This window comes from Delftia sp. CH05 (genome assembly GCF_009827015.1).
In the GTDB taxonomy this organism is placed as follows: Bacteria; Pseudomonadota; Gammaproteobacteria; order Burkholderiales; family Burkholderiaceae_C; genus Comamonas; species Comamonas tsuruhatensis.
In genome coordinates this window covers 149,961-170,130 of the sequence record NZ_WUMG01000004.1, presented here as the reverse complement: position 1 = coordinate 170,130, position 20,170 = coordinate 149,961, and the positions used below count along the sequence as shown (strand labels likewise).

16 protein-coding genes are annotated in these 20,170 nt (G+C 66.0%); 8 read left to right on the top strand and 8 right to left on the bottom strand.

What is annotated here, in order from left to right:
- Nucleotides 1-23 precede the first annotated feature (23 nt).
- The gene (gene hxpB, locus GRX31_RS05815) at nucleotides 24-719 is read right to left on the bottom strand and encodes a hexitol phosphatase HxpB (RefSeq protein ID WP_237426614.1); all 696 of its coding nucleotides are present in this window, start codon (nucleotides 717-719) and stop codon (nucleotides 24-26) included.
- A gap of 116 nt (nucleotides 720-835) precedes the next feature.
- Here hxpB and GRX31_RS05810 point away from each other — a divergent pair, with 116 nt between their 5' ends.
- Nucleotides 836-1,345 carry a DUF1993 domain-containing protein gene (locus tag GRX31_RS05810; RefSeq protein WP_160851846.1) on the top strand — a complete coding sequence of 170 codons (510 nt, stop codon included), beginning with the start codon at nucleotides 836-838 and terminating at the stop codon, nucleotides 1,343-1,345.
- Between the two features lie 28 nt (nucleotides 1,346-1,373).
- On the opposite strand, the gene GRX31_RS05805 is transcribed toward GRX31_RS05810, so the two are convergent.
- The 3 genes from GRX31_RS05805 to GRX31_RS05795 all read right to left on the bottom strand — a co-directional run bounded on the left by GRX31_RS05805 (nucleotide 1,374) and on the right by GRX31_RS05795 (nucleotide 7,436).
- Nucleotides 1,374-2,663, bottom strand: a complete 1,290-nt coding sequence (locus GRX31_RS05805) for an MFS transporter (RefSeq protein WP_016451321.1) — start codon at nucleotides 2,661-2,663, stop codon at nucleotides 1,374-1,376.
- 124 nt (nucleotides 2,664-2,787) lie between these two features.
- Nucleotides 2,788-6,420 (bottom strand): hydantoinase B/oxoprolinase family protein, encoded by a 3,633-nt coding sequence (locus GRX31_RS05800; RefSeq protein ID WP_160851845.1) that lies wholly within the window; start codon nucleotides 6,418-6,420, stop codon nucleotides 2,788-2,790.
- A 233-nt stretch (nucleotides 6,421-6,653) separates the two neighbouring features.
- On the bottom strand, nucleotides 6,654-7,436 hold the full coding sequence (locus GRX31_RS05795; RefSeq protein ID WP_016447519.1) for a putative hydro-lyase: 783 nt from the start codon (nucleotides 7,434-7,436) through the stop codon (nucleotides 6,654-6,656).
- A gap of 126 nt (nucleotides 7,437-7,562) precedes the next feature.
- On the opposite strand from GRX31_RS05795, the gene GRX31_RS05790 reads away from it, so the two are divergent.
- Nucleotides 7,563-8,492: a LysR family transcriptional regulator gene (locus GRX31_RS05790; protein WP_160851843.1), complete on the top strand. Its 930-nt coding sequence runs from the start codon at nucleotides 7,563-7,565 to the stop codon at nucleotides 8,490-8,492.
- Here GRX31_RS05790 and GRX31_RS05785 read toward each other — a convergent pair.
- Nucleotides 8,489-9,445, bottom strand: coding sequence for a LysR family transcriptional regulator (locus GRX31_RS05785; protein ID WP_070080951.1), 957 nt, complete (start codon nucleotides 9,443-9,445; stop codon nucleotides 8,489-8,491). The genes GRX31_RS05790 and GRX31_RS05785 overlap by 4 nt on opposite strands.
- 114 nt (nucleotides 9,446-9,559) lie before the next feature.
- On the opposite strand from GRX31_RS05785, the gene GRX31_RS05780 reads away from it, so the two are divergent.
- From GRX31_RS05780 to GRX31_RS05765, 4 genes are read left to right on the top strand one after another with little or no spacing between them, the layout of a single operon-like run.
- A complete protein-coding gene (locus GRX31_RS05780; RefSeq protein ID WP_047326713.1) occupies nucleotides 9,560-10,531 on the top strand; it encodes a Bug family tripartite tricarboxylate transporter substrate binding protein in 972 nt (323 codons plus the stop codon).
- 7 nt (nucleotides 10,532-10,538) lie between these two features.
- Nucleotides 10,539-11,567 carry a 4-hydroxythreonine-4-phosphate dehydrogenase PdxA gene (locus tag GRX31_RS05775; protein ID WP_160851841.1) on the top strand — a complete coding sequence of 343 codons (1,029 nt, stop codon included), beginning with the start codon at nucleotides 10,539-10,541 and terminating at the stop codon, nucleotides 11,565-11,567.
- 28 nt (nucleotides 11,568-11,595) lie between these two features.
- Nucleotides 11,596-12,768, top strand: coding sequence for an L-rhamnonate dehydratase (locus tag GRX31_RS05770; RefSeq protein WP_160851839.1), 1,173 nt, complete (start codon nucleotides 11,596-11,598; stop codon nucleotides 12,766-12,768).
- Nucleotides 12,769-12,779: 11 nt separating this feature from the next.
- Nucleotides 12,780-13,709 (top strand): dihydrodipicolinate synthase family protein, encoded by a 930-nt coding sequence (locus GRX31_RS05765; protein ID WP_160851837.1) that lies wholly within the window; start codon nucleotides 12,780-12,782, stop codon nucleotides 13,707-13,709.
- Between the two features lie 39 nt (nucleotides 13,710-13,748).
- On the opposite strand, the gene GRX31_RS05760 is transcribed toward GRX31_RS05765, so the two are convergent.
- A complete protein-coding gene (locus GRX31_RS05760; protein ID WP_160851835.1) occupies nucleotides 13,749-15,515 on the bottom strand; it encodes an alkaline phosphatase D family protein in 1,767 nt (588 codons plus the stop codon).
- 370 nt (nucleotides 15,516-15,885) lie between these two features.
- Between GRX31_RS05760 and GRX31_RS05755 the strand changes: the two genes are divergently transcribed.
- Nucleotides 15,886-16,605 carry a Crp/Fnr family transcriptional regulator gene (locus GRX31_RS05755; RefSeq protein WP_013801399.1) on the top strand — a complete coding sequence of 240 codons (720 nt, stop codon included), beginning with the start codon at nucleotides 15,886-15,888 and terminating at the stop codon, nucleotides 16,603-16,605.
- Nucleotides 16,606-16,629: 24 nt separating this feature from the next.
- Here GRX31_RS05755 and GRX31_RS05750 read toward each other — a convergent pair whose 3' ends face one another.
- Together GRX31_RS05750 and GRX31_RS05745 are read right to left on the bottom strand one after the other, a co-directional pair.
- On the bottom strand, nucleotides 16,630-17,901 hold the full coding sequence (locus tag GRX31_RS05750) for an amidohydrolase family protein (RefSeq protein ID WP_047326703.1): 1,272 nt from the start codon (nucleotides 17,899-17,901) through the stop codon (nucleotides 16,630-16,632).
- A 100-nt stretch (nucleotides 17,902-18,001) separates the two neighbouring features.
- On the bottom strand, nucleotides 18,002-19,087 hold the full coding sequence (locus GRX31_RS05745; RefSeq protein ID WP_160851833.1) for a fimbrial protein: 1,086 nt from the start codon (nucleotides 19,085-19,087) through the stop codon (nucleotides 18,002-18,004).
- Between the two features lie 301 nt (nucleotides 19,088-19,388).
- On the opposite strand from GRX31_RS05745, the gene xth reads away from it, so the two are divergent.
- Nucleotides 19,389-20,165, top strand: a complete 777-nt coding sequence (gene xth / locus GRX31_RS05740) for an exodeoxyribonuclease III (protein WP_047472000.1) — start codon at nucleotides 19,389-19,391, stop codon at nucleotides 20,163-20,165.
- The last annotated feature ends 5 nt before the right edge of the window (nucleotides 20,166-20,170 follow it).

Genomic DNA, 20,170 nt, shown 5'->3' with positions numbered 1-20,170 from the left:
GCGATGCGGGTGCTGCGGATGCCTTACCGGCCCGCTGCCCCATGCAGCGCCACCAGCGTGGGCACCACCCAGTGCGGCGCAGGCTGCGCCCCGTCGAAGCACTGGTCCTCGGACGGCACGGCGATGACGGTCATGCCGGCCTGCCGCGCCGCATGTGTTCCCGAGACCGAGTCCTCGAACACCAGGCAGCGCCCGGCCGGCACGCCCAGGCGTTGCGCCGCGAAGTAATAGATGTCGGGCGCGGGCTTGCCGCGCACCACCTGCTCGGCCGAGACGATGGCGTCGAACGCCGGCCGCAGGCCCAGCGCATCCAGGGTGTGGTGGCACAAAGACAAAGGAGAGTTCGAAGCCAGCGCCACGCGCCAGCCCAGGGCGCGGCAGGCGCCCAGTGTTTCGCGCACGCCGGGCAGGGCCTGTCCATGCGCGCTGACCAGGGCCGCCACGCGCGCGACCACGCGGCTCTCCAGCTCGCGCTGGCTGGGCCCCTGCCAGGGCCGGTGGGCATACCAGTGCGCGGCAACCTGCGCCGTGGTCATGGGCGCCGTCACGCGGGACATCTCGGCCGTGATGTCGATGCCGACCTCGGCAAAGGACTCGCGCTCGGCACGCTTCCAGAAGGGCTCGGAGTCTATGAGCAGGCCGTCCATGTCGAAGATGGCGGCGCCGAATCCGGCCTGGCCAAGGCCTGCGAACGAGGGAGCGGCTTCAGGGATTTGCATGGCGCGCATGCTAGCGCAGGCGGCAAGTGAAAGCAGTTGCTGTTAGCCTGTGCCGGCTGGCGATGGATGCAGATGCATGCGATTGCCAGCCCTTCACAAACCTTAGCGAGCCCGCAATGACCAGCCCCCTGTACACCGCCTCCATTCCCGTCCTGCAGCAGATGCTGAAGGCCCTGTCCGACGTGCTCAAAAAGGCCGAGGAACATGCCGCGCAGAAGAACATCGATCCCGACGCCCTGTTGCAGGCCCGCCTGTTCCCCAACATGTTCCCGCTGGTGCGCCAGGTGCAGATTGCTGCGGACTTTGCCAAGGGCATCGCCTCGCGCCTGGCCGGCGCCGAGGTGCCTTCGTGGCCCGACACGCAGACCAGCTTTGCCGACCTGCAGGCGCTGATCGCCAAGGCGCTGGACCATGTGGGCTCGTTCGCGCCCGAGCAGTTCGCGCAAAGCGAGTCCCGCGAGATCGTGCTGCGCCCCGGCACGCCCAAGGAAAAGAAGCTGACCGCCAGCGCCTACCTGCTGCACTACGGCCTGCCGCAGTTCTTCTTCCATGTGACCACCGCCTATGCCCTGCTGCGCCACAACGGCGTCGAGGTCGGCAAGCGCGACTACATGGGCAGCTACTGAGCGTGCCGTGGCCGGTCTGGCCAGCGCTTCACTGCGCGGCCAGATCCCGGCCTCGCGTCTCCGGCAGGCACATGGCGAACAACACCACCATCACGTAGCCCGCCGTGGCGCAGATGCCGATGGCCATGCCCAGCGACAGGCCCAGCCGGTCGCTGAACACGCCCACCAGCGCAGGGAAGGTGGCCCCGATGCCGCGGCCGAAGTTGTAGCAAAAGCCCTGGCCGGAGCCGCGCAGTTCGTTGGGGAACAGCTCGGCCAGGAAGGCTCCGGCGCCGCTGAAGATGCCCGACATGAAAAAGCCCAGCGGAAAGCCCAGCACCAGCATCCAGGCATCGGTGATGGGCAGCAGCGTATAGGCATAGGCCAGGCTGCCGGCGCCGATGGCGAACAGCGTGAAGGCCAGGCGCCGGCCCAGCCGGTCGGAGGCGTAGGCACCGCACAGGTAGCCTGCAAAGGCGCCGAAGATGAACATGAACTGGTAGCCGCCCGAGCCCAGCACTGTCAGGTGGCGCTCGTTCTTCAGGAAGGTGGGCAGCCACACGGCAATGGCGTAGTAGCCGCCCTGCATGCCCGTGAACATCAGGCTGGCCAGCACCGTGGTCTTGAGCATGCCGCCCTTGAAGATGTCCAGGAAGTGCCCGCTGCGCTCGCCCCGGCCCACGGCGGCACGGGTCTTCAGGTAGACCTCGGGGTCCTTGACGGTGCGGCGTATGTACAGGATCAGCAGGGCCGGCAGCAGGCCCAGCAGGAACATGGCCCGCCATGACATCTCGGGCGGCAGAAACGAGAACAGCGCCATGGACACCAGCACGGCCGCGCCCCAGCCTATGGACCAGCTGCTTTGCACCAGGCCCACCGCCTTGCCCCTGAAGGCCGGGCGTATGGTCTCGGCGATCAGCACCGAGCCCACGGCCCACTCGCCGCCAAAGCCCAGGCCCTGCAGCGTGCGGGCCAGCAGCAGTTGGCCCGGTGTCTGCGCCAGGCCGCAGGCGAAGGTGAAAAGAGCGAATACGAGGATGGTCCACTGCAGCACACGCACGCGCCCGTAGCGGTCCGCCAGGATGCCGGCCATCCATCCGCCGATGGCCGAGGCCACCAGAGTCGAGGTGCCGATCAGGCCGACCTCGGTCTTGCTCATGCCCCACAGCGACAGCAGGATCGGGGTGACCAGGGGCAGCGTGTAGTAGTCGAAGGCGTCCACGGCATAGCCGCCGAACGAGGCCGTCAGCGCCCGCTTTTCCTTGGGCTCGAGCTGGCCCAGCCAGTGGCCCCGGGGCTGCTCGGCGGCCAGGGTCCTTGCGTTGTCAAGGCTTGTCATTTGTTGTCTCCTTGCACTTCGGCTGCGCGAAGCGTCTTGCATTCAATGGCACTCCATCGGTTGTGATCCGGGCCTGGCCGGGCGGCCCTCCCCCGCCCGCGCCATGCCCCCTGCTGGCGGCGTGTCAGGCCGCCGTTCCGTAGCCGCCGCCCCCCGGCGTGCAGACTTCGAAGATGTCGCCCGGCTGCATGTGCACGGCGCCGATGTGGTCCAGTTCCTCGACCTGGCCATCGGCACGCAGCACACGGTTGATGCCCGGCTGCCCCGGCTGGCCACCTGCCATGCCGAAGGCCGGATTCAGGCGCCCGTTGGACAGGATGCTGGCCGTCATGGGCTCCAGGAAGCGCACGCGCCGCACGCCGCCGTTGCCGCCGTGCCAGCGCCCGCCGCCGCCCGAGCCGTCGCGGATCTCATAGCTGTCCAGCATCACGGGGAAGCGGAACTCCAGCACCTCCGGATCGGTCAGGCGCGAATTGGTCATGTGCGTCTGGACGACGCTGGTGCCGTTGAAGCCGCGCTCCACCCGGCCCTCGGCGTCCAGCACCGCGCCCGCGCCGCTGCCGCCGGCAATGGTTTCGTAGTACTGGTGGTGCGCATTGCCGAAGGTGAAGTTGTTCATGGTGGGCTGGCTGCCCGCCATCACGCCCAGCGCGCCGAACAGCGCGTTGGTGATGCAGGTGGAGGTCTCCACATTGCCCGCGACCACCGAAGCGGGCGGGTTGGGGTTGAGCATGCAGCCTTGGGGGATGATGACTTTCAAAGGCTTGAGGCAGCCCGCGTTGAGCGGGATGTCGTCGTCCACCAGCGTGCGGAACACATAGAGCACGGCCGCCATGCACACGGCGCGCGGCGCATTGAAGTTGTTGGTCTGCTGGACGCTGGTGCCCGAGAAATCGATGACGGCACTGCGCTCGGCCGTATCGACGGTGACGGCCACGCGGATCTGCGCGCCGTTGTCCAGTTCCAGCGTGAACTGCCCGTCCCTGAGCCGCGTGATGACGCGGCGCACCGACTCCTCGGCGTTGTCCTGCACATGGCCCATGTAGGCCTGCACCACGGGCAGGCCGAACTGCGCCACCATCTTGTGCAGCTCCTGCACGCCTTTTTCATTGGCCGCGATCTGGGCCTTCAGGTCGGCCAGGTTCTGCTGCGGGTTGCGGCTCGGGTACTCGCCGCTTTGCAGCAGCTCGACCATCTCCTGGGCGCGCAGCACGCCGCGATCGACCAGCTTGAAGTTGTCGATCTGCACGCCCTCTTCCTCGATGCGCGTGGAAAACGGCGGCATGGAGCCCGGCGTGATGCCGCCCACATCGGCATGGTGGCCCCGGCTGCCGACGTAGAAGGTCGGAGATGCCTCGCCGGCGATATGGACCGGCGTGATGACGGTGATGTCCGGCAGATGGGTGCCACCCTGGTAGGGGTCGTTGAGCACGTAGACATCGCCCTGGGCCATGCGCCCGGCGTTCCTGCGGATCACCGTCTGGATGCTTTCGCCCATGGAGCCCAGATGGACGGGCATGTGCGGCGCGTTGGCGATGAGATGGCCCCGGGCATCGAACAGCGCGCAGCTGAAATCCAGCCGCTCCTTGATGTTCACCGAATAGGCGGTGTTCTGCAGCTGCAGGCCCATCTGCTCGGCAATGTTCATGAACAGGTTGTTGAAGACCTCCAGCAGCACAGGGTCCACCGTCGTGCCGGCCGCGTACTCGACCTTGCGCGGCACCACCCGGTCCAGCACCAGGTGATCCAGCCCGGTGAGCCTGGCCGACCAGCCAGGCTCGATCACGGTGGTGGCGTTGCGCTCGGCGATGATGGCCGGGCCGGCAATGACGTCGCCGGGCCGCAGGTCCTCGCGCACCACCAGGGCCGCGCCATGCCAGGCGCCGCCGGAGTACATGCGCACGGTTTCGCGGCGCGGATGCTCGCGCGGCGGATGCTCCGACTGCAGCGGCTCGCCGGGCGCATCGCCCGCAATCACGGCTTCGACCGACACGGCTTCCACCACCAGCCCCTTGCCCGCCATCAGAAAGGCGAAACGCTGGCGGTAGGCCGACTCGAAAGCCGACTGAATGCCCGGCAGGGAGCCAAAGGGCACGACCAAGGCGGAATCGGAGCCCTCGTAGCGCACATGCACGTTGTGCCGCACCTGCACAGGGCCTGCGCCGACCTGCCGGCGCTCCAGCTCCGCCTGCGCGCCCGTGCCCAGCGCATCCAGGCATTCGGCGATCAGCGGCAGGGCCTCGGCAGTCAGCGCCAGCTCCATGGCCTGCTCGCGGATCACGGTCTGGTCCGCCAGGCCCATGCCATAGGCGCTGAGCACGCCGGCCAGCGGATGCACGAACACGCGGGACATGCCCAGCGCATCGGCCACCAGGCAGGCATGCTGGCCGCCCGCGCCGCCGAAGCACTGCAGCGTATAGCGCGTGACGTCATAGCCGCGCGCCACGCTGATCTTCTTGATGGCGTTGGCCATCTGCTGCACGGCGATGCGGATGAAGCCCTCGGCCACGTCCTCGGGAGTGCGCCCCGTCTGCCGCGCCAGTTCCTCGAAGCGGACACGCACGGCCTCGCCGTCCAGTCGCTCGTTGGCGGCAGGCCCGAACACGCTGGGAAAGTAGCGCGGCTGGACCTTGCCGACCATCACGTTCGCATCGGTCACGGCCAGGGGGCCGCCGCGGCGATAGCTCGCCGGGCCGGGATGGGCACCCGCGCTCTCGGGTCCCACGCGAAAGCGCGAGCCGTCATAGGCCAGCACCGAGCCGCCGCCGGCGGCCACGGTGTGGATGCTCATCATCGGCGCGCGCATGCGCACGCCGGCCACCTGGGTCTCGAACTCGCGCTCGAAGGCGCCTGCATAGTGGCTGACGTCGGTGGATGTGCCACCCATGTCGAAACCGATGACCCTGTCGTGCCCGGCCAGGCCCGCCGTGCGCGCCATGCCCACGATGCCTCCGGCCGGCCCGCTCAGGATGGCGTCCTTGCCCTGAAAACTGCCCGCGTCGGACAGCCCTCCGCAAGACTGCATGAAGAACAGCCGCACTCCCGGCATCTCTGCAGCCACCTGCTGCACATAGCGGCGCAGGATGGGAGACAGGTAGGCATCGACCACCGTGGTATCGCCCCGGCTCACGAACTTCATCAGCGGACTGGTCTCGTGCGAAGTGCTGACCTGCGTGAAACCCAACTGCCGCGCAATGCGCGCCGCCATCTGCTCATGCCGCGTATGGCGGTAGCCATGCATGAAGACGATGGCCACGCTGCGCAGGCCGCGCGCATGGGCTGCGGCCAACGCCGTGTGCAGGTGCAGCCCGTCCAGCTCGCGCAGCACCTTCCCATGGGCATCCACACGTTCCACGGCCTCGACCACCTCGCTGTAGAGCAGTTCGGGCAACTGGATATGGCGGTCGAACAGGCGCGGACGGTTCTGGTAGGCGATGCGCAGCGCATCGCGAAAGCCCCGCGTGGTCACCAGCAGCGTGGGCTCGCCCTTGCGCTCCAGCAGCGCATTGGTGGCCACCGTGGTGCCCATCTTCACGCACTCCACAAGGTCCGGCGTGACCGGCTCGCCTGGCTTGAGGCCCAGCAGGTGGCGGATGCCGGCCACGGCCGCGTCCCGGTACTGCTCGGGGTTCTCCGACAGCAGCTTGTGCGTGACCAGGCTGCCATCGGGCCGCTTGCCCACCACATCGGTGAACGTACCGCCACGGTCTATCCAGAATTGCCAGCGCCTGTCATGGGGAGTGGAGCGTTCTTGCATGGTGTCGGAACCCGTTTGTCTCGAAGTTGAAGTCAGGAAAACCGTGGCCTGGAGCACGGCCCTCCGCCGGTGCCCACCACTGGCGTCCAATCTAAAAGTGCCCCTGGACCGCGTCCATCGAGAAGTTTTCGCCCCCTCTGTTCACGAAAACTGAACAGGAGCGGCCCCTTGCCGGCCAGCGACGCAAAGAAAAAGGCCCGCCGAAGCGGGCCCCAAGCCAGGCAGGCAGGCCGTCAGAACGCGGCCAGATGGCTGTTGCGCAACTCCGTCACCAGCATGTGGCCCGGCTCGTGCGTGATGGCGAATGGCAGGGCCGCCGAGCGTATGGCCTGCTGGGGCGTCACGCCACAGGCCCAGAACACGGGAATCTCTCCCGGCCTGAGCGCCATGGGCTCGCCGAAGTCCGGCCTGTCGATGTCGGCAATGCCTATCTGCGCGGGATCGCCCAGGTGCACGGGCGCCCCATGCACGCTGGGAAAGCGCGAAGTGACCTGGATGGCGCGGATGGCGTGGGCCGCCGTCATGGGCCGCATGCTGACCACCATGCTGCCGCCGAAGCGGCCGGCCCGGCCGTTGGGAATACTGGAGATGAACATGGGCGCGCCCCGGCCTTCATCGATGTGGCGCACGGGCACGCCCGCCTCGCGCAGCGCGTCCTCGAAGGAATAGGAGCAGCCGATGACGAAGCCCACCAGGTCGTCGCGCCACAAGTCCGTGAGGTCATTCACCTGCTCGGCCCTGTGACCATCGCGAAACACCCAGTACGAGGGCAGGTCGGTCTTCAGATCGATATCGCCCAGTTCGGGCACGCGGCTGCTGCCGGGCTCGGTCACGCCGATCAGCGGGCAGGACTTGGGGTTGAGGCGAGCAAAGCGCAGGAACTCCTCGCTGCACTCGCGCGGCAATATCGCCAGGTTGCCCTGGGTGTAGCCGGGGCACTGCCCTGCCGTCTGCCCGCGAAAGCGGCCGGCGCGCACCTCCTGTCGGAACTCGGTCGGATGGGTCCAGTGCGTCATGGGTGAGCCTCTATTGAGTGGAGATGCCTCCCAATGTAAAAAGCAGCAGGCCACCGGTCCACTCAGGAATTGTGCGCAGCCTCTCCCAGAAAAACTGAACAGCCACCGCAGCCCGCGCAGACCCCCATGAATATCCGTTTTCTTGAAACCTTTGTGCTGCTGGCACGCATCGGCAGCGTGCGCCGCGTGGCCGAACTGGTCCACGCCAGCCCCGGTGCCGTCTCCATGCGCATACGCGGGCTGGAGTCGGACCTGGGCGTGACCCTGTTCCACTGGGACCGCAAGACGCTGCAGATCACCGACGCCGGCGCCCGGCTGCTGCGGCATGCGGAGGCCGTCATCGAAGCCGCACGCACCCTGGAGCGTGCCGCCAGGTCCGACGACGCCATCGGCTGCCGCCTGCGGGTCGGCGTGCTGGAGACGGCGGTACACACCTTCCTGCCCGAATTCGTCAAGGCGATGGGTGCCAGCCTGCCGCACATCGAGCTGGACCTGACCGTCGATCTGAGCACCCATCTGTCGGAGCAGATGATGCGGCGCGACCTGGATCTGATCGTGCGCACCGGCAGCGGCGTGGACCCCCAGTTCGCCGTGGTCGAGAACCTGCTGGAGGTGCCCGTGCACTGGATTGCCAGGCGGGGCCTGGTGCCCAGGAAGGATGGACTGCACAAGGCGCTGGGCAAGCAATTGCTGACCCAGATGCGCGGCACCGGCCCCTACGAGCAGGCCGTGGCCATGGCACAGCAGCTGGCCGTGCAAAGCGGCATGGTCTCCAGCGATCTGCGCATCTCGGGATCGCCCTCGCTGGCGGCCCTGGTCTCGCTGGTGCGCGAGGGCCTGGGCGTCGCCATCATGCACGGCATGCTGGTGGCGCCGCAGCTGGCAAGCGGGGAACTGGTGGAGCTGGATCTGCCCACGCCACCCTCCTTTCGCATCACCACCTGGTACCCCAAGAGCCCGCCGCCCGGCGTCACCGACACCGCCCAGGTGCTGCGCCGCGTCTGCAAGAGCTACTGCAAGCGGGTCAGCTCGCATCTGGTGCGGTACATCGGTTAGGGCGCGGATGCCGGCGGCGGCTCCTGCCCGTGCAACAGCGCCAGAAAGCTGGCGGCCGCCTGGCTCAGCGGCCGGTCGCGGCGCACCAGGCTGCCGTAGGACTGCAGGTTGCGGCGCATGCGGTAGGGCAGGATGCGGACCATGCCGTGCGCGGCGCTGTCCCGGGCCACGGCCTGCGGAATCACGGCGATCAGGTCGGAGTTGCGCACCAGGTTCATGGTGGTGAGGATGGAGCCCGTCTCGATCAGGCCGCGCGGCAGCGGCAGGCCGTGGGCCTGGAACTCCTGGTCGATCAGCGCGCGCATGGGGCTGCCCGGGGGCTGAAGCACCCAGCCATAGGCCTGCAGCTGCGCAAAGCCCACGCTGCGGGCACGCGCCAGCGGATGGCTGCAGCCCGCGATGATGGACAGAGCCTCATCATCGAGCGAGCAAAAGCGGTGATCCGCGTCGGACGGCCCGGCCGGACGGCCCACCACCACCTCCAGCACCCCGTCCTGCAACTGCGCCAGCAGCCGGTCGCTGGTGTCCACGGCCACCTCGATGGACAACAGCGGCCACTGGCGCTTGAGCGCCAGCAGCGCCTGCGTGAGGCGGCCCGGCGACGCCGCCATGATGCTGCCCACGGCCAGCCGCCCCGCGCTGCCTTCGCGCAGTTCCTGCAGCTCGCGGTTCAGCGCCTCCATGCCGCCGCGCAGGTGGCGGAAGTAGCCCGTCACGCGCTCGCCGGCGGCGTTCAGTTGCAGGCCGCGGCCCACGCGCTCGAACAGCGGCAGGCCCAGCGCGCCTTCCAGCTCATGCAGCATCTTGGTGGCCGCCGGCTGGCTCAGGCCCAGCCGGGCTGCAGCGCCGCGCAGCGTCCCCTGCTCCTCTATGGCCAGCATCAGCGCCACCTGCCGCATGCGCAGGCGGTTGAGCAGTTGCGGCGTGCTGTCCCTGCGGTCGATGGAGCCCATGGAAGTCCCTTTGAATTGATTGCCTGGAGTTATCCATTCATCAGCAATTTTCAGTTTACGGCAATCAATTGCCTGCCTAGCATGGACCCACAACAAAAGCACCGGAGACAAGACATGCAACGCCGCATCCTGCTGGCCGCAGCCGCCCTGCTGCCCTCGCTCGCCACCGCTCAAACCCCGCCAACCCCGCCCGACTGGCCCGCGCGGCCCGTGCGCATGCTGGTGGGCTCGGCCCCGGGCGGCGGCACGGATGCCATGGCACGCGCCGTGGCCGACCGGCTCGCGCCGCTGCTGCGCCAGCCGGTGATCGTGGAAAACCGCCCCGGCGTCTCCAACACCCTGGCCGTGGACATGACGGCCAAGTCCACGGACGGGCACACCATGGTGATGGGCGTGGTCACGGCCCATGCCATTGCCCCGCACCTGCTCAAGCTGGGCTACGACAGCAACCGCGACCTGGTGCCCGTGGCCTATGTGGGCGCAGTGCCCAATGTGCTGGTGGTGGGAAACAACCTGCCCGCCAACTCGGTGCAGGAACTGGTCGCCCTGGCCCGCAAGGAGCCCGGCAGGATCAACTTCGCCAGCAGCGGCACGGGCAGCACCCAGCACATCGCGGCCGAGATGTTCAAGGACGCGGCCGGCATTGAACTGACCCACGTGCCCTACAAGGGCAGCGCCGCCGCCCTGGTGGACCTGGTCAGCGGCCAGGTGCAGATGAGCTTCGACACCATGCCTTCGGTGATCGGCCAGATCAAGGCCGGCAAGCTGCGCCCGCTGGGCGTGACGTCACCGCGCCGCAACGCCCAGCTGCCCCAGGTGCCGACGCTGGCCGAGGCCGGCCTGCCGGGCGTGGAGATAGGCGCCTGGTACGGCATCTACATGCCAGCGGCCACACCCCGCGCCGTGCAGGCCCGGGTGCACGACGAAGTCAACAAGGTGCTGGCCCTGCCCGAGACGCGCACGCGCCTGGAGGCCGTGGGCGCCGAGCTGCAGCCCATGGGCCAGGCGGAGTTCATTGCCTTGCACAACGCCGAGTACCAGCGCTTTGGCGAAATCATCCGCAAGAACCACATCAAGATCGACTGAGCCGCACATGCCCGCATCCGAACTTCCCGTCGTCGCCCTGACCCTGGGCGATCCCGCCGGCATAGGCGCCGAACTGATCGCACGCCTGCTGGCGCGGCCCGAGGCCATGCAAAAGGCCAACATCGTGCTGGCCGGCGACCCCTGGCTGTGGCAGCAGGGCCAGCGCATCGCGGGCCTGCAGGTGGCCTCCACACCCATCGCCAGCATGGCACATGCACGTGGCCGCACCGACACCGCCCTGCCCGCCTTCCTGGCCCTGGACACGGTGGCCCCCGATGCCGTGCACCCGGGTCGTGCCGAAGCCGCAGGCGGGCGCTCGGTGCTGCAGGTGCTGGACCGGTGCATGGACGCGGCCCAGGCCGGCCAGATCGACGCCATCTGCTTTGCGCCGCTCAACAAGCAGGCCATGAAGCTGGGCGGCCTGCGCCATGAGGACGAGCTGCACCACTTTGCCGAGTACCTGGGTGTGAGCGGCTATTTCTGCGAATTCAACACGCTGGGCGATCTGTGGACCTCGCGCATTTCGTCCCATGTGCCGCTCAGGGACGTGGCCGGCTATCTGAGCCAGGAGCGCATCGCCCAGGCGGCCGAGCTGATCTACCGCGCGCTGCTGGCCAGCGGCATGGCGGCCCCCAAGGTGGCGATTGCGGGCTTCAACCCGCACAACGGCGACGGCGGCACCTGCGGGCGCGAGGAGATCGACATCATCGCGCCGGCCGTGCGCGCGCTGCAGGCCCGCGACTGGCCCACGCCCGATCCGTTCCACGGCCCCTTCCCGGCCGACACCATCTTCCTGAAGGCCCAGGCCGGCGAGTACCAGGCCATCGTGACCATGTACCACGACCAGGGCCAGATCGCCATCAAGCTGCTGGGCTTCTCGCGCGGCGTGACCGTGCAGGGCGGCCTGCCGATCCCCATCACCACGCCGGCCCACGGCACGGCCTATGACATCGCGGGCCAGGGCCGGGCCAGCGTGGAGGCCACCTGGCAGGCCTTCCTGATCGCCTGCCGCATGGGCGCCGCGCGCCTGTCCTGACTGACTTCACTCCCCCGCCCTCACCATCATGAAAATCAAATCCGTCCGCGCCCGCGTCTACGAATGGCAAGGCAAGACCGTGCCGCCCCAGGGCAACTTCTGCTCCAACGCCATGGACCTGCTTTATGCGCCGCAGGAGACCATGTCCACCTTCCGCTTCCATTCCTGGACGGTGGTGGAGATCGAGACCGACGACGGCATCGTCGGCCTGGGCAACGTGGCGCTGGCGCCGCGCATCGCCAAAGCCATCATCGACGAGTACCTGGCGCCCCTGGTCATCGGCCACGACCCGTGGGACTACGAATACCTGTGGCAGCGCATGTACCGCGCCACGCACGCCTGGGGCCGCAAGGGCGTGACCATGGCCGCCATCTCGGCCGTGGACCTGGCCATCTGGGACATCCTGGGCAAGAGCGTGAACAAGCCCGTGTTCAAGCTGCTGGGCGGGCGCACCAAGGAAAGGATTCCCTGCTACTACAGCAAGCTCTACCGCACCGACCTCAAGGCCATGCAGCAAGAGGCGCAAAAATTCCTGGACCAGGGCTTCAAGGCCTTCAAGATGCGCTTCGGCTACGGCCCGGCCCATCTGCAGGAAGGCGTGCGCGAGAACCTGCGCTCGGTCGAGGCCGTGCGAGAAGTCATAGGCTACGACTGCGACCTGATGCTGGAGTGCTACATGGGCTGGAACCTGGAGTACGCCAGGCTCATGCTGCCCAAGCTGGAGAAGTTCGAGCCGCGCTGGCTGGAGGAGCCCGTGATCGCCGACGACATCGACGGCTACGCCGAACTCAGCCGCCTCAGCAGCATTCCGATCTCGGGCGGCGAGCACGAGTTCAGCCTCTACGGCTTCAAGCAGCTGCTGGACAAGAAGGCCGTCAGCGTCGTGCAGTACGACACCAACCGCGTGGGCGGCATCACGGCGGCGCACAAGATCAATGCGCTGTGCGAGGCGTTCAGCGTGCCCGTCATCCCGCATGCGGGCCAGATGCACAACTACCACCTGACCATGAGCACGCTGGCCTCGCCCATGGCCGAGTACTTTCCCATCTTCGACGTGGAAGTGGGCAATGAGCTGTTCTGGTACATCTTCGACGGCGAACCCGTGGCCGAGAACGGCTTCCTGCAGCTCAGGGACGATGTGCCGGGCCTGGGCCTCACGCTCAAGACCGAGTACCTGGACCAGTTCCGCATCGTCGAATGAGGGAGCACGCCATGCCCGGAATTTCTCGGCCGCGCTACAGCGGCATCTTCCCCGTGGTACCCACCACCTTCCACGAGGACGGCACGCTGGACCTGGCCAGCCAGAGGCGCTGCCTGGACTTCATGATCGACTCGGGCGTGGATGGCCTGTGCATCCTGGCCAACTTCTCCGAGCAGTTCCTACTGGCCGATGACGAGCGCGAGATCCTCACGCGCACGGCGCTGGAACATGTGGCGGGCCGCGTGCCCGTGATCGTCACCACCACGCACACCTCATCGCGCGTGTGCGCCGAGCGAAGCCGCCGCGCGCAGGACATGGGTGCGGCCATGGTGATGGTCATGCCGCCCTACCACGGCGCCACCTTCCGCTTCGGCGAGCCCCAGATCCAGGGCTTCTTCCAGGCCGTGTCCGATGCCATCGCCATTCCCATCATGGTGCAGGACGCGCCCGCCGCAGGCACGCCGCTGTCCCCCGCCTTCCTCGCGCGCATGGCCCGCGAGATCGAGCAGGTCTGCTACTTCAAGATGGAAACCGCAGGCGCCGCCGGCAAACTGCGCGAACTCATCGCCCTGGGCGGCGAGGCCATCGAAGGCCCCTGGGACGGCGAGGAAGGCATCACCCTGCTGGCCGACCTGGAGGCCGGCGCCACGGGCTCCATGACGGGCGGCGGCTTTGCCGACGGCATACGCCCCATCATCGAAGCGCACAGAAACGGCGACCCCGACACCGCATTCGCCCTCTACCAGCGCTGGCTGCCCCTGATCAACCACGAAAACCGCCAGGCCGGCTTCCTGGCCGCCAAGGCGCTGATGAAGGCCGGCGGCGTGATCGCCTGCGACGCGCCGCGCGCGCCCTGGCCGCCCATGCACCCCGAGGTGCGCCGCCAGTTGCTGGACATTGCGCGGCGGCTCGATCCGCTGGTGCTGCGCTGGGGGCGTTGAAAGGCCGGAGCGCCCCTCCCATACAGCCCCGCAGCACGTTCAATCTGCCGCAGGCTGCACAGCCTGCAGATGGTTGGAAAAGCCAGTCTCCGTCTCGCAGCGCCAGGTGGCCCACAGTTTGCTCCCGCCGCTCGATCCGGCATCCAACTCAAGCGCCAGCCAGTTCCTCGCGGGCATCACGTATTTGTTGTGACCAGGGAACAGCATCATCTTCACGGTGTACTGCACATCAATATCCTGTGGCTTGCTTGCCGTGCTGTTGAGCATGAACAGAAACAACCGCTCTGCCACCCCCATCAGCGAAGGGTGCACCACCGCCGAAGAGGTGAACTGCTGGATCTGGGCCCAAGTCTGCGTAGACTGAATGTCGCGCCGGTAGGCAATACCCCAAGCCGCCACATGCACGTCGCCAGACACCAGGGACACGCGCAGCCTCTTGTCACGGGCCAAGCCCGACAGCACTTCCAGCAGGCGCTTGCGCTCGCCCTCATGGTCGTCGTGCGACCAATGGTCCTTGAGATCGTCAGCATTGCTGTCAATGACATGGTCCTGGCCAAAGGTGTCCAGCAGACCCTCCGCCAGCGACAGCTTGGGATGCACGACCGGCACCGAAGACATGAACAGCAGGTGCTGCACGGGCACCTGCGTATCCGGTCCATCAAGGCTTGCAAGCCACCCCTTAAGTCGGGACCAGGCGGATTCACCCAGCACCTGCGTTCTCGATCGCTCAGTGCGCAGGTCCGCAGCGACCAGCGCAAGAGGCCCCAGCCTGTAGGCGCATGAAAAACCTGGCTGCCGATCCAGCAGTGGCAGGGCCAGGGCATCGCCGTGCAGAAGCTCGGACCAGTCGATCTCCTTGTAGATCGGATCCTTGACGGAAAAGCCGCCGGGCGTCGCGTCCTGCAGTTCGGGCAGATCCTTCAGCGCATGCTGCATCTGGAACACCCAGAATGCACGACGCGCATGGCGAAAAAGAATGCGGAACAGAGGGGAATGCTGCATTTCGCAGCTATAGGAGCCCCAGCCATCGAAGATGTCATGGTCGTCCCACATCATGACGGTGGGGATGCGCGCCATGGCATCTGCGGCATCCCAGCTTGGCTGCTTTGCATGCCAGGGACCACGGTCACGGGGCAGCCAGCGCTCGGCATAGAGTTCAAGGTAGTAGTTGCCGATTTCGCGCTCGAGCGCCTCGCTCACCTCGAAATGGAGCTGTTTTTCCCTTGGCAGGCGCACCCATTGCTTGAGCGCATCGATCTTCTCCCAGATGGAGTCGAAATAGATCTGGTCACCGCCCATCAGCATCAGATGGAAACGCTGCAGGTCGAGGTCGTGTATCCGCTCTTCGTGCCAAAGCTGCTCCTTGTCCAACAGCTTTTCGCGCTGGGGGTCGCGCAGGCGCCTGTCATGGCTGTACAGCAAGTCTTCCCAGACCGCGTTTTCCGGCCGCACGAGCTTGCGCATTCCGGCAGGGTCCGAAAATCCGTTGCACGACACATAGGCCACGCGCGGTGCATCGGCCTTTCCCGGAACGGTGAATGACCATTTCATGCCGCCCTTGATGCCGAACTCCACCCGCCGCTCGTCTTCTTGCAAGGGGCAGGAAAGGTCGTATCTCAGCGTGCGCTGGCCTTTGTGCAGCAGCAATTCAAGCGGAGGCTGGCAATCACGGCCCTCCACCCTCAGCACGGGGAGCGCCGCGGTTTCGTCCACCCCAATGAGCGCGGTCACTTTCCAGGTGCCGCCATCGCCACTGACGCCCCGGAACGAAAGCACCGGGCCGATCAGCAAAGTCTTAACCGCCATGACTCCCTCCGATTTCTTCAGTACCTGAAATGAATGCCGACAGAGCCGCCAAATTCTGCACACTCAAACTTCATCTCCAATACAGGGTAATTCCGAAAATCTTCATGCTCATCCCACTCGGCCAAGACACTTGGAAAGCGCAGTCGGTGGACAACCTCCGGATTTCTCTATGGCAGGCAGGGCTGCACGCTACGTTGACGGACCGTATTCCGCGTTGCCCGGCGCGAGCTACCGCTGAACCCAGGCGAAGGCTCCAGGAGCCGGGCTCCATGCGGGGAGCGAGCATCTGCGTGGCCATTGCCATCCCCGCACGCCCTAAAATTGCGGCCGATTGGAGACAAGCGGTTTGCAAACGAGTACCCACGAGCCCATGCTCACCCCCGCCGAGCGCGAGGCCATCAATTCCGGCCAGTGGTTCTGCAGCCTCTCGCCCTCGCTGCGCCATGACATCCTGCGCCAGACCACGGTCCGGCGGCTCAAGGACGGGGCACTGATCTATGCACGCGGCGATGTGCCGCACAGGTGGTATGCCTGTGCGCAGGGCGCCGTGCGCATGAGCTCGACCAGCCTGTCGGGTCGGCAGACTACGCTGGCCTATGTGGAGCCGGGCGCCTGGTTCGGTGCCATGTCCACCTTTCTTGACGAGCCCCGCACGCGCGATGCCTATGCCCACGGCGACACCACGCTGCTGTGCGTGGACAAGGAGAGCTTTCACGCCATCCTGGCAACGCATGTGGAGTTCTACGATGCTCTGCTGCGCCTGCAGGCCCACCGCATACGCCAGACCTACGGGCTGGTGGAAGACCTCAACACCCTGCCCCTGCGCGCACGCCTGGCCAAGCAGTTGCTGCACCTGTCGCGCAGCTACGGCACACAGGTGCTGGACGACCCGCGCGAGCTGCGCATAGGCCTGCAACTGGTGCAGGAGGAGCTGGCCCAGTTGCTGGGTGCCTCGCGCCAGCGCGTGAACCAGGAGCTCAAGCGCATGGAGCGCGACAACTGCATTCGCGTGGAAGCCCAGGGCCTGGTGGTCAGGGACCTGGTGGCCCTGCAGACCATCGTGCGCGAGGCCAGCCTGGCCGGCGCCTGAGGCCGGCGCCGGTTCAGCTGCGGTTCAGCGCCGCCAGTCGATTCTTGCCGGGCGGCCCGGCAGATGCAGCGCAGCCGTTGCAGCAGGCGCCTCGGCCAGCAACCGGCCCTTGCGGAACACCTTCAGGCGCGTGGCGCGCAGCCGTATCGCCTCGGCCGCATCGCGCGCCTGCAGCAGCACGAAGCTGGCATCGCAGCCGGCCTCGATGCCATAGCCGTCCAGGTGCATCACACGCGCCGCGCGCGTGGTCACGGCGTCGAAGCAGTCGCGCATGCCGTCCTGGCCGGTCATCTGCGCCACATGCAGGCCCATGTGGGCGACCTCCAGCATGTCGCCCGAGCCCATGCCGTACCAGGGGTCCATCACGCAGTCATGGCCGAAGGCCACGTTGACGCCTGCGGCCAGCAGTTCGGGCACGCGCGTCATGCCGCGGCGCTTGGGATAGCTGTCCTGGCGGCCCTGCAGCGTGATGTTGATCAGCGGATTGGCAATCACGGCCACGCCGCTTTCGGCGATCAGCGGCAGCAGCTTGCTCACGTAGTAGTTGTCCATGCTGTGCATGGAGGTGCAGTGCGAGCCCGTCACGCGGCCCTGCAGGCCCAGGCGCTGCGCCTCGAAGGCCAGGGTTTCGATGTGGCGCGACAGCGGGTCGTCGGACTCGTCGCAGTGCATGTCCACCAGCAGGCCGCGCTCGGCCGCCAGCTCGCACAGCAGCCTGACGCTGTCGGCACCCTCGGCCATGGTGCGCTCGAAGTGGGGAATGCCGCCCACCACGTCCACGCCCTTGTCCAGCGCCCGCCGCAGGTTGGCGACGCCGCCGGGCGAGCGCAGCACGCCGTCCTGAGGAAACGCCACCAGCTGCAGGTCGATATAGGGAGCCACCTGGCGCTTGACCTCCAGCAACGCATCGACGGCCAGCAGGCGGACATCGCTGGTATCCACATGGCTGCGGATGGCCTGCAGCCCCTTGGCCGCCGCCCAGTCGCAATACTCCAGCGCGCGCGAGATTAGCGCCTCGGCCGTGAGCAGCGGCTTGAGCTCGCCCCACAGCGCTATGCCCTCCAGCAGCGTGCCGCTGCGGTTGACGCGCGGCAGACCGTGGCTCAGCGTGGCATCCATATGGAAATGCGGATCGACGAAGGGCGGCGAGACCAGCTGGTGCTGCGCATCGACCACTTGGTGGGCTGGCGCTGAAAGACCGGCCGCGACCTCGACGATGCGCCCGCCCTGCACGGCGATGGACATGTCCTGGCGGCCGTCGGGCAGCGTGGCGTGAATGACGAGTAGATCAAGCATCTGCGTATTCTGCGGGCATGGCCGCGCACCCGCAGACTTGCCTGACCACGCTGAATGGCCTGGCAGCGGTCAGACCGAAAGCGCAAGGGATCAGGGGGAACTACTGGTAGCTGATGGTGAAGGTCGCCGCCGCATTGGCACTGCCTATGGTCACGTTCTCTCCGGTCTTGACATAGCGCGCCGTCAGCGGGATATCCAACCGCTCCTGCCCGTAGGCAACAGACCCTGCAAACCATTGATTCCTGTTGCCGGCGGCATTGGAGTCCGGGCCAAAGCCCAGTATCTGGTCATCCTTGCGGATCTGCACACCCACACCTTTTGCCACCGAGGTTTTCGACAGGGTCAGAGCATTCCCGATATTTCCAGGATTTGCCACATCCGTCAGGGTGACATAGGCGTTGGTCAACGAACCTGGAATGCCGCCCTTGCACAACAACGAGATGAGGAAGGAGCGGGGAGCACCGGTGGAGCCGATTGAGGTGAGTTTTTGAGCGACAGTCTGGGCCATGCGCACGGGCTCCGGCGCCTGTGGGGTACAAGTGGGCACCCTGGGCCGGAGGACGACGGGCGAGGAAAAGCTGTATTGAGCGAGAATCTGGCCAGATGCATCAGTCGCGCGTTCGTACAGGAAATCGCTGTCCAGCACGCCACCTGCAGTGATATCGCCATCTGCGGTCTTGATCAACTCAACTTTGACATCGGAAAATTGATATGCAAAAGATCCGGGGTGATCGGAATGCTCCGAAGTACTTACAGGCGCAGCACCATGTATAGTCGAAACCCTCATTCCAATACCCTCGACTGTCGTCGGGTATATATTATTGACTGGTGTAGATTTACCTACGCTATAGCCCATGACCCGTTGCTTACAATTCATCAATCTCTTGCCAACCCCATTACTCAGTACCGCCACAGCGGCTTTTGAGTAAATCACCGTGTTCTTGGCCACAGTGGGATTGAATTCTGGGGGATTGAAATTACTGAACACATACTTGTAATAGCCTGCCCCATCACTTGTATCTTTAATTTCGCATTGGGACCATGCGGAGGTGGCCATCATTGCCAAAATAAATATCATGACAGCCTTGTTTATTCTGCAAAAAGCACCTGCGAATATATGCATTTTGAATACCTCCGGATAATAAAAAATTCCAAGGCCGCATTTCCTTGGTAAATTTTCAATCATAGGGACCTTTCATCCGAGATGAAATCAGATCAATCTGATTCAAGGTCTGCCCGGTGCCATGAAGGTCGTGGCGAGGCAGGTCCCATCACGTCAACGGCCCCGCATGCCGATACGCTGGCCGAAGCCAGGGCTGACAGCCGCGCTGCCGAATCGCCTGAAAAACACCCAAGCGCAATCGCGCATCAAAATAGGGGCTGACTGCTGCGGCAAGGGCATGATTTTTCGGGTGAACAGGCTGGCAACCACCACAAGAGCAGCCATCGAAAAATCACGCAACCATTTGATTTAATTGGATTTATTTATGCAAATCGCCACCTGGAACGTCAACTCCCTGTCCGTGCGCCTGCCGCAGGTGCTGGCCTGGCTGCAGGCCAATCCTGTCGATGCGCTGGCGCTGCAGGAGCTCAAGCTCACCGACGACAAGTTTCCGCTGCAGGCGCTGCAGGAAGCCGGCTACCACGCGGTCAGCCATGGACAGAAGACCTACAACGGCGTGGCCTGGCTGACGCGCACGCCGGTGCACGACGTGGTGCGCAATATCCCGGGCCTGGATGACGAGCAGGCCCGCATCATTGCCGCCACCCTCGATGCCGAAGGCGGCCCGGTGCGCCTGATCAACGGCTACTTCGTCAATGGACAGGCGCCGGGCACCGACAAGTTCGCCTACAAGATGCGCTGGCTGCAGGCGCTGCAGGACTGGGTGAAAAGCGAGATGGCAGCCCATCCGCGCCTGGTGCTGGTGGGCGACTTCAACGTGGCCCCCGAGGACCGCGACTCCTACGATCCCATCGGCCTGAAGGACACGATCCACCACACGGTGGAAGAGCGCACGCATTTCCAGGCGCTGCTGCAGCTGGGCCTGACCGATGCCTTCCGCATGTTCGACCAGCCCGAGAAAAGCTATTCGTGGTGGGACTACCGGATGCTGGGTTTCCAGAAGAACCGGGGCCTGCGCATTGACCATATCCTGGTCAGCGAGGCCTTGCGTCCCAGCGTCACCGCCTGCATCGTGGACCGCGCGCCGCGCAAGAACCCTCAGCCCAGCGACCATGCGCCGGTCGTCGTGACATTGGGCTAGGTTTT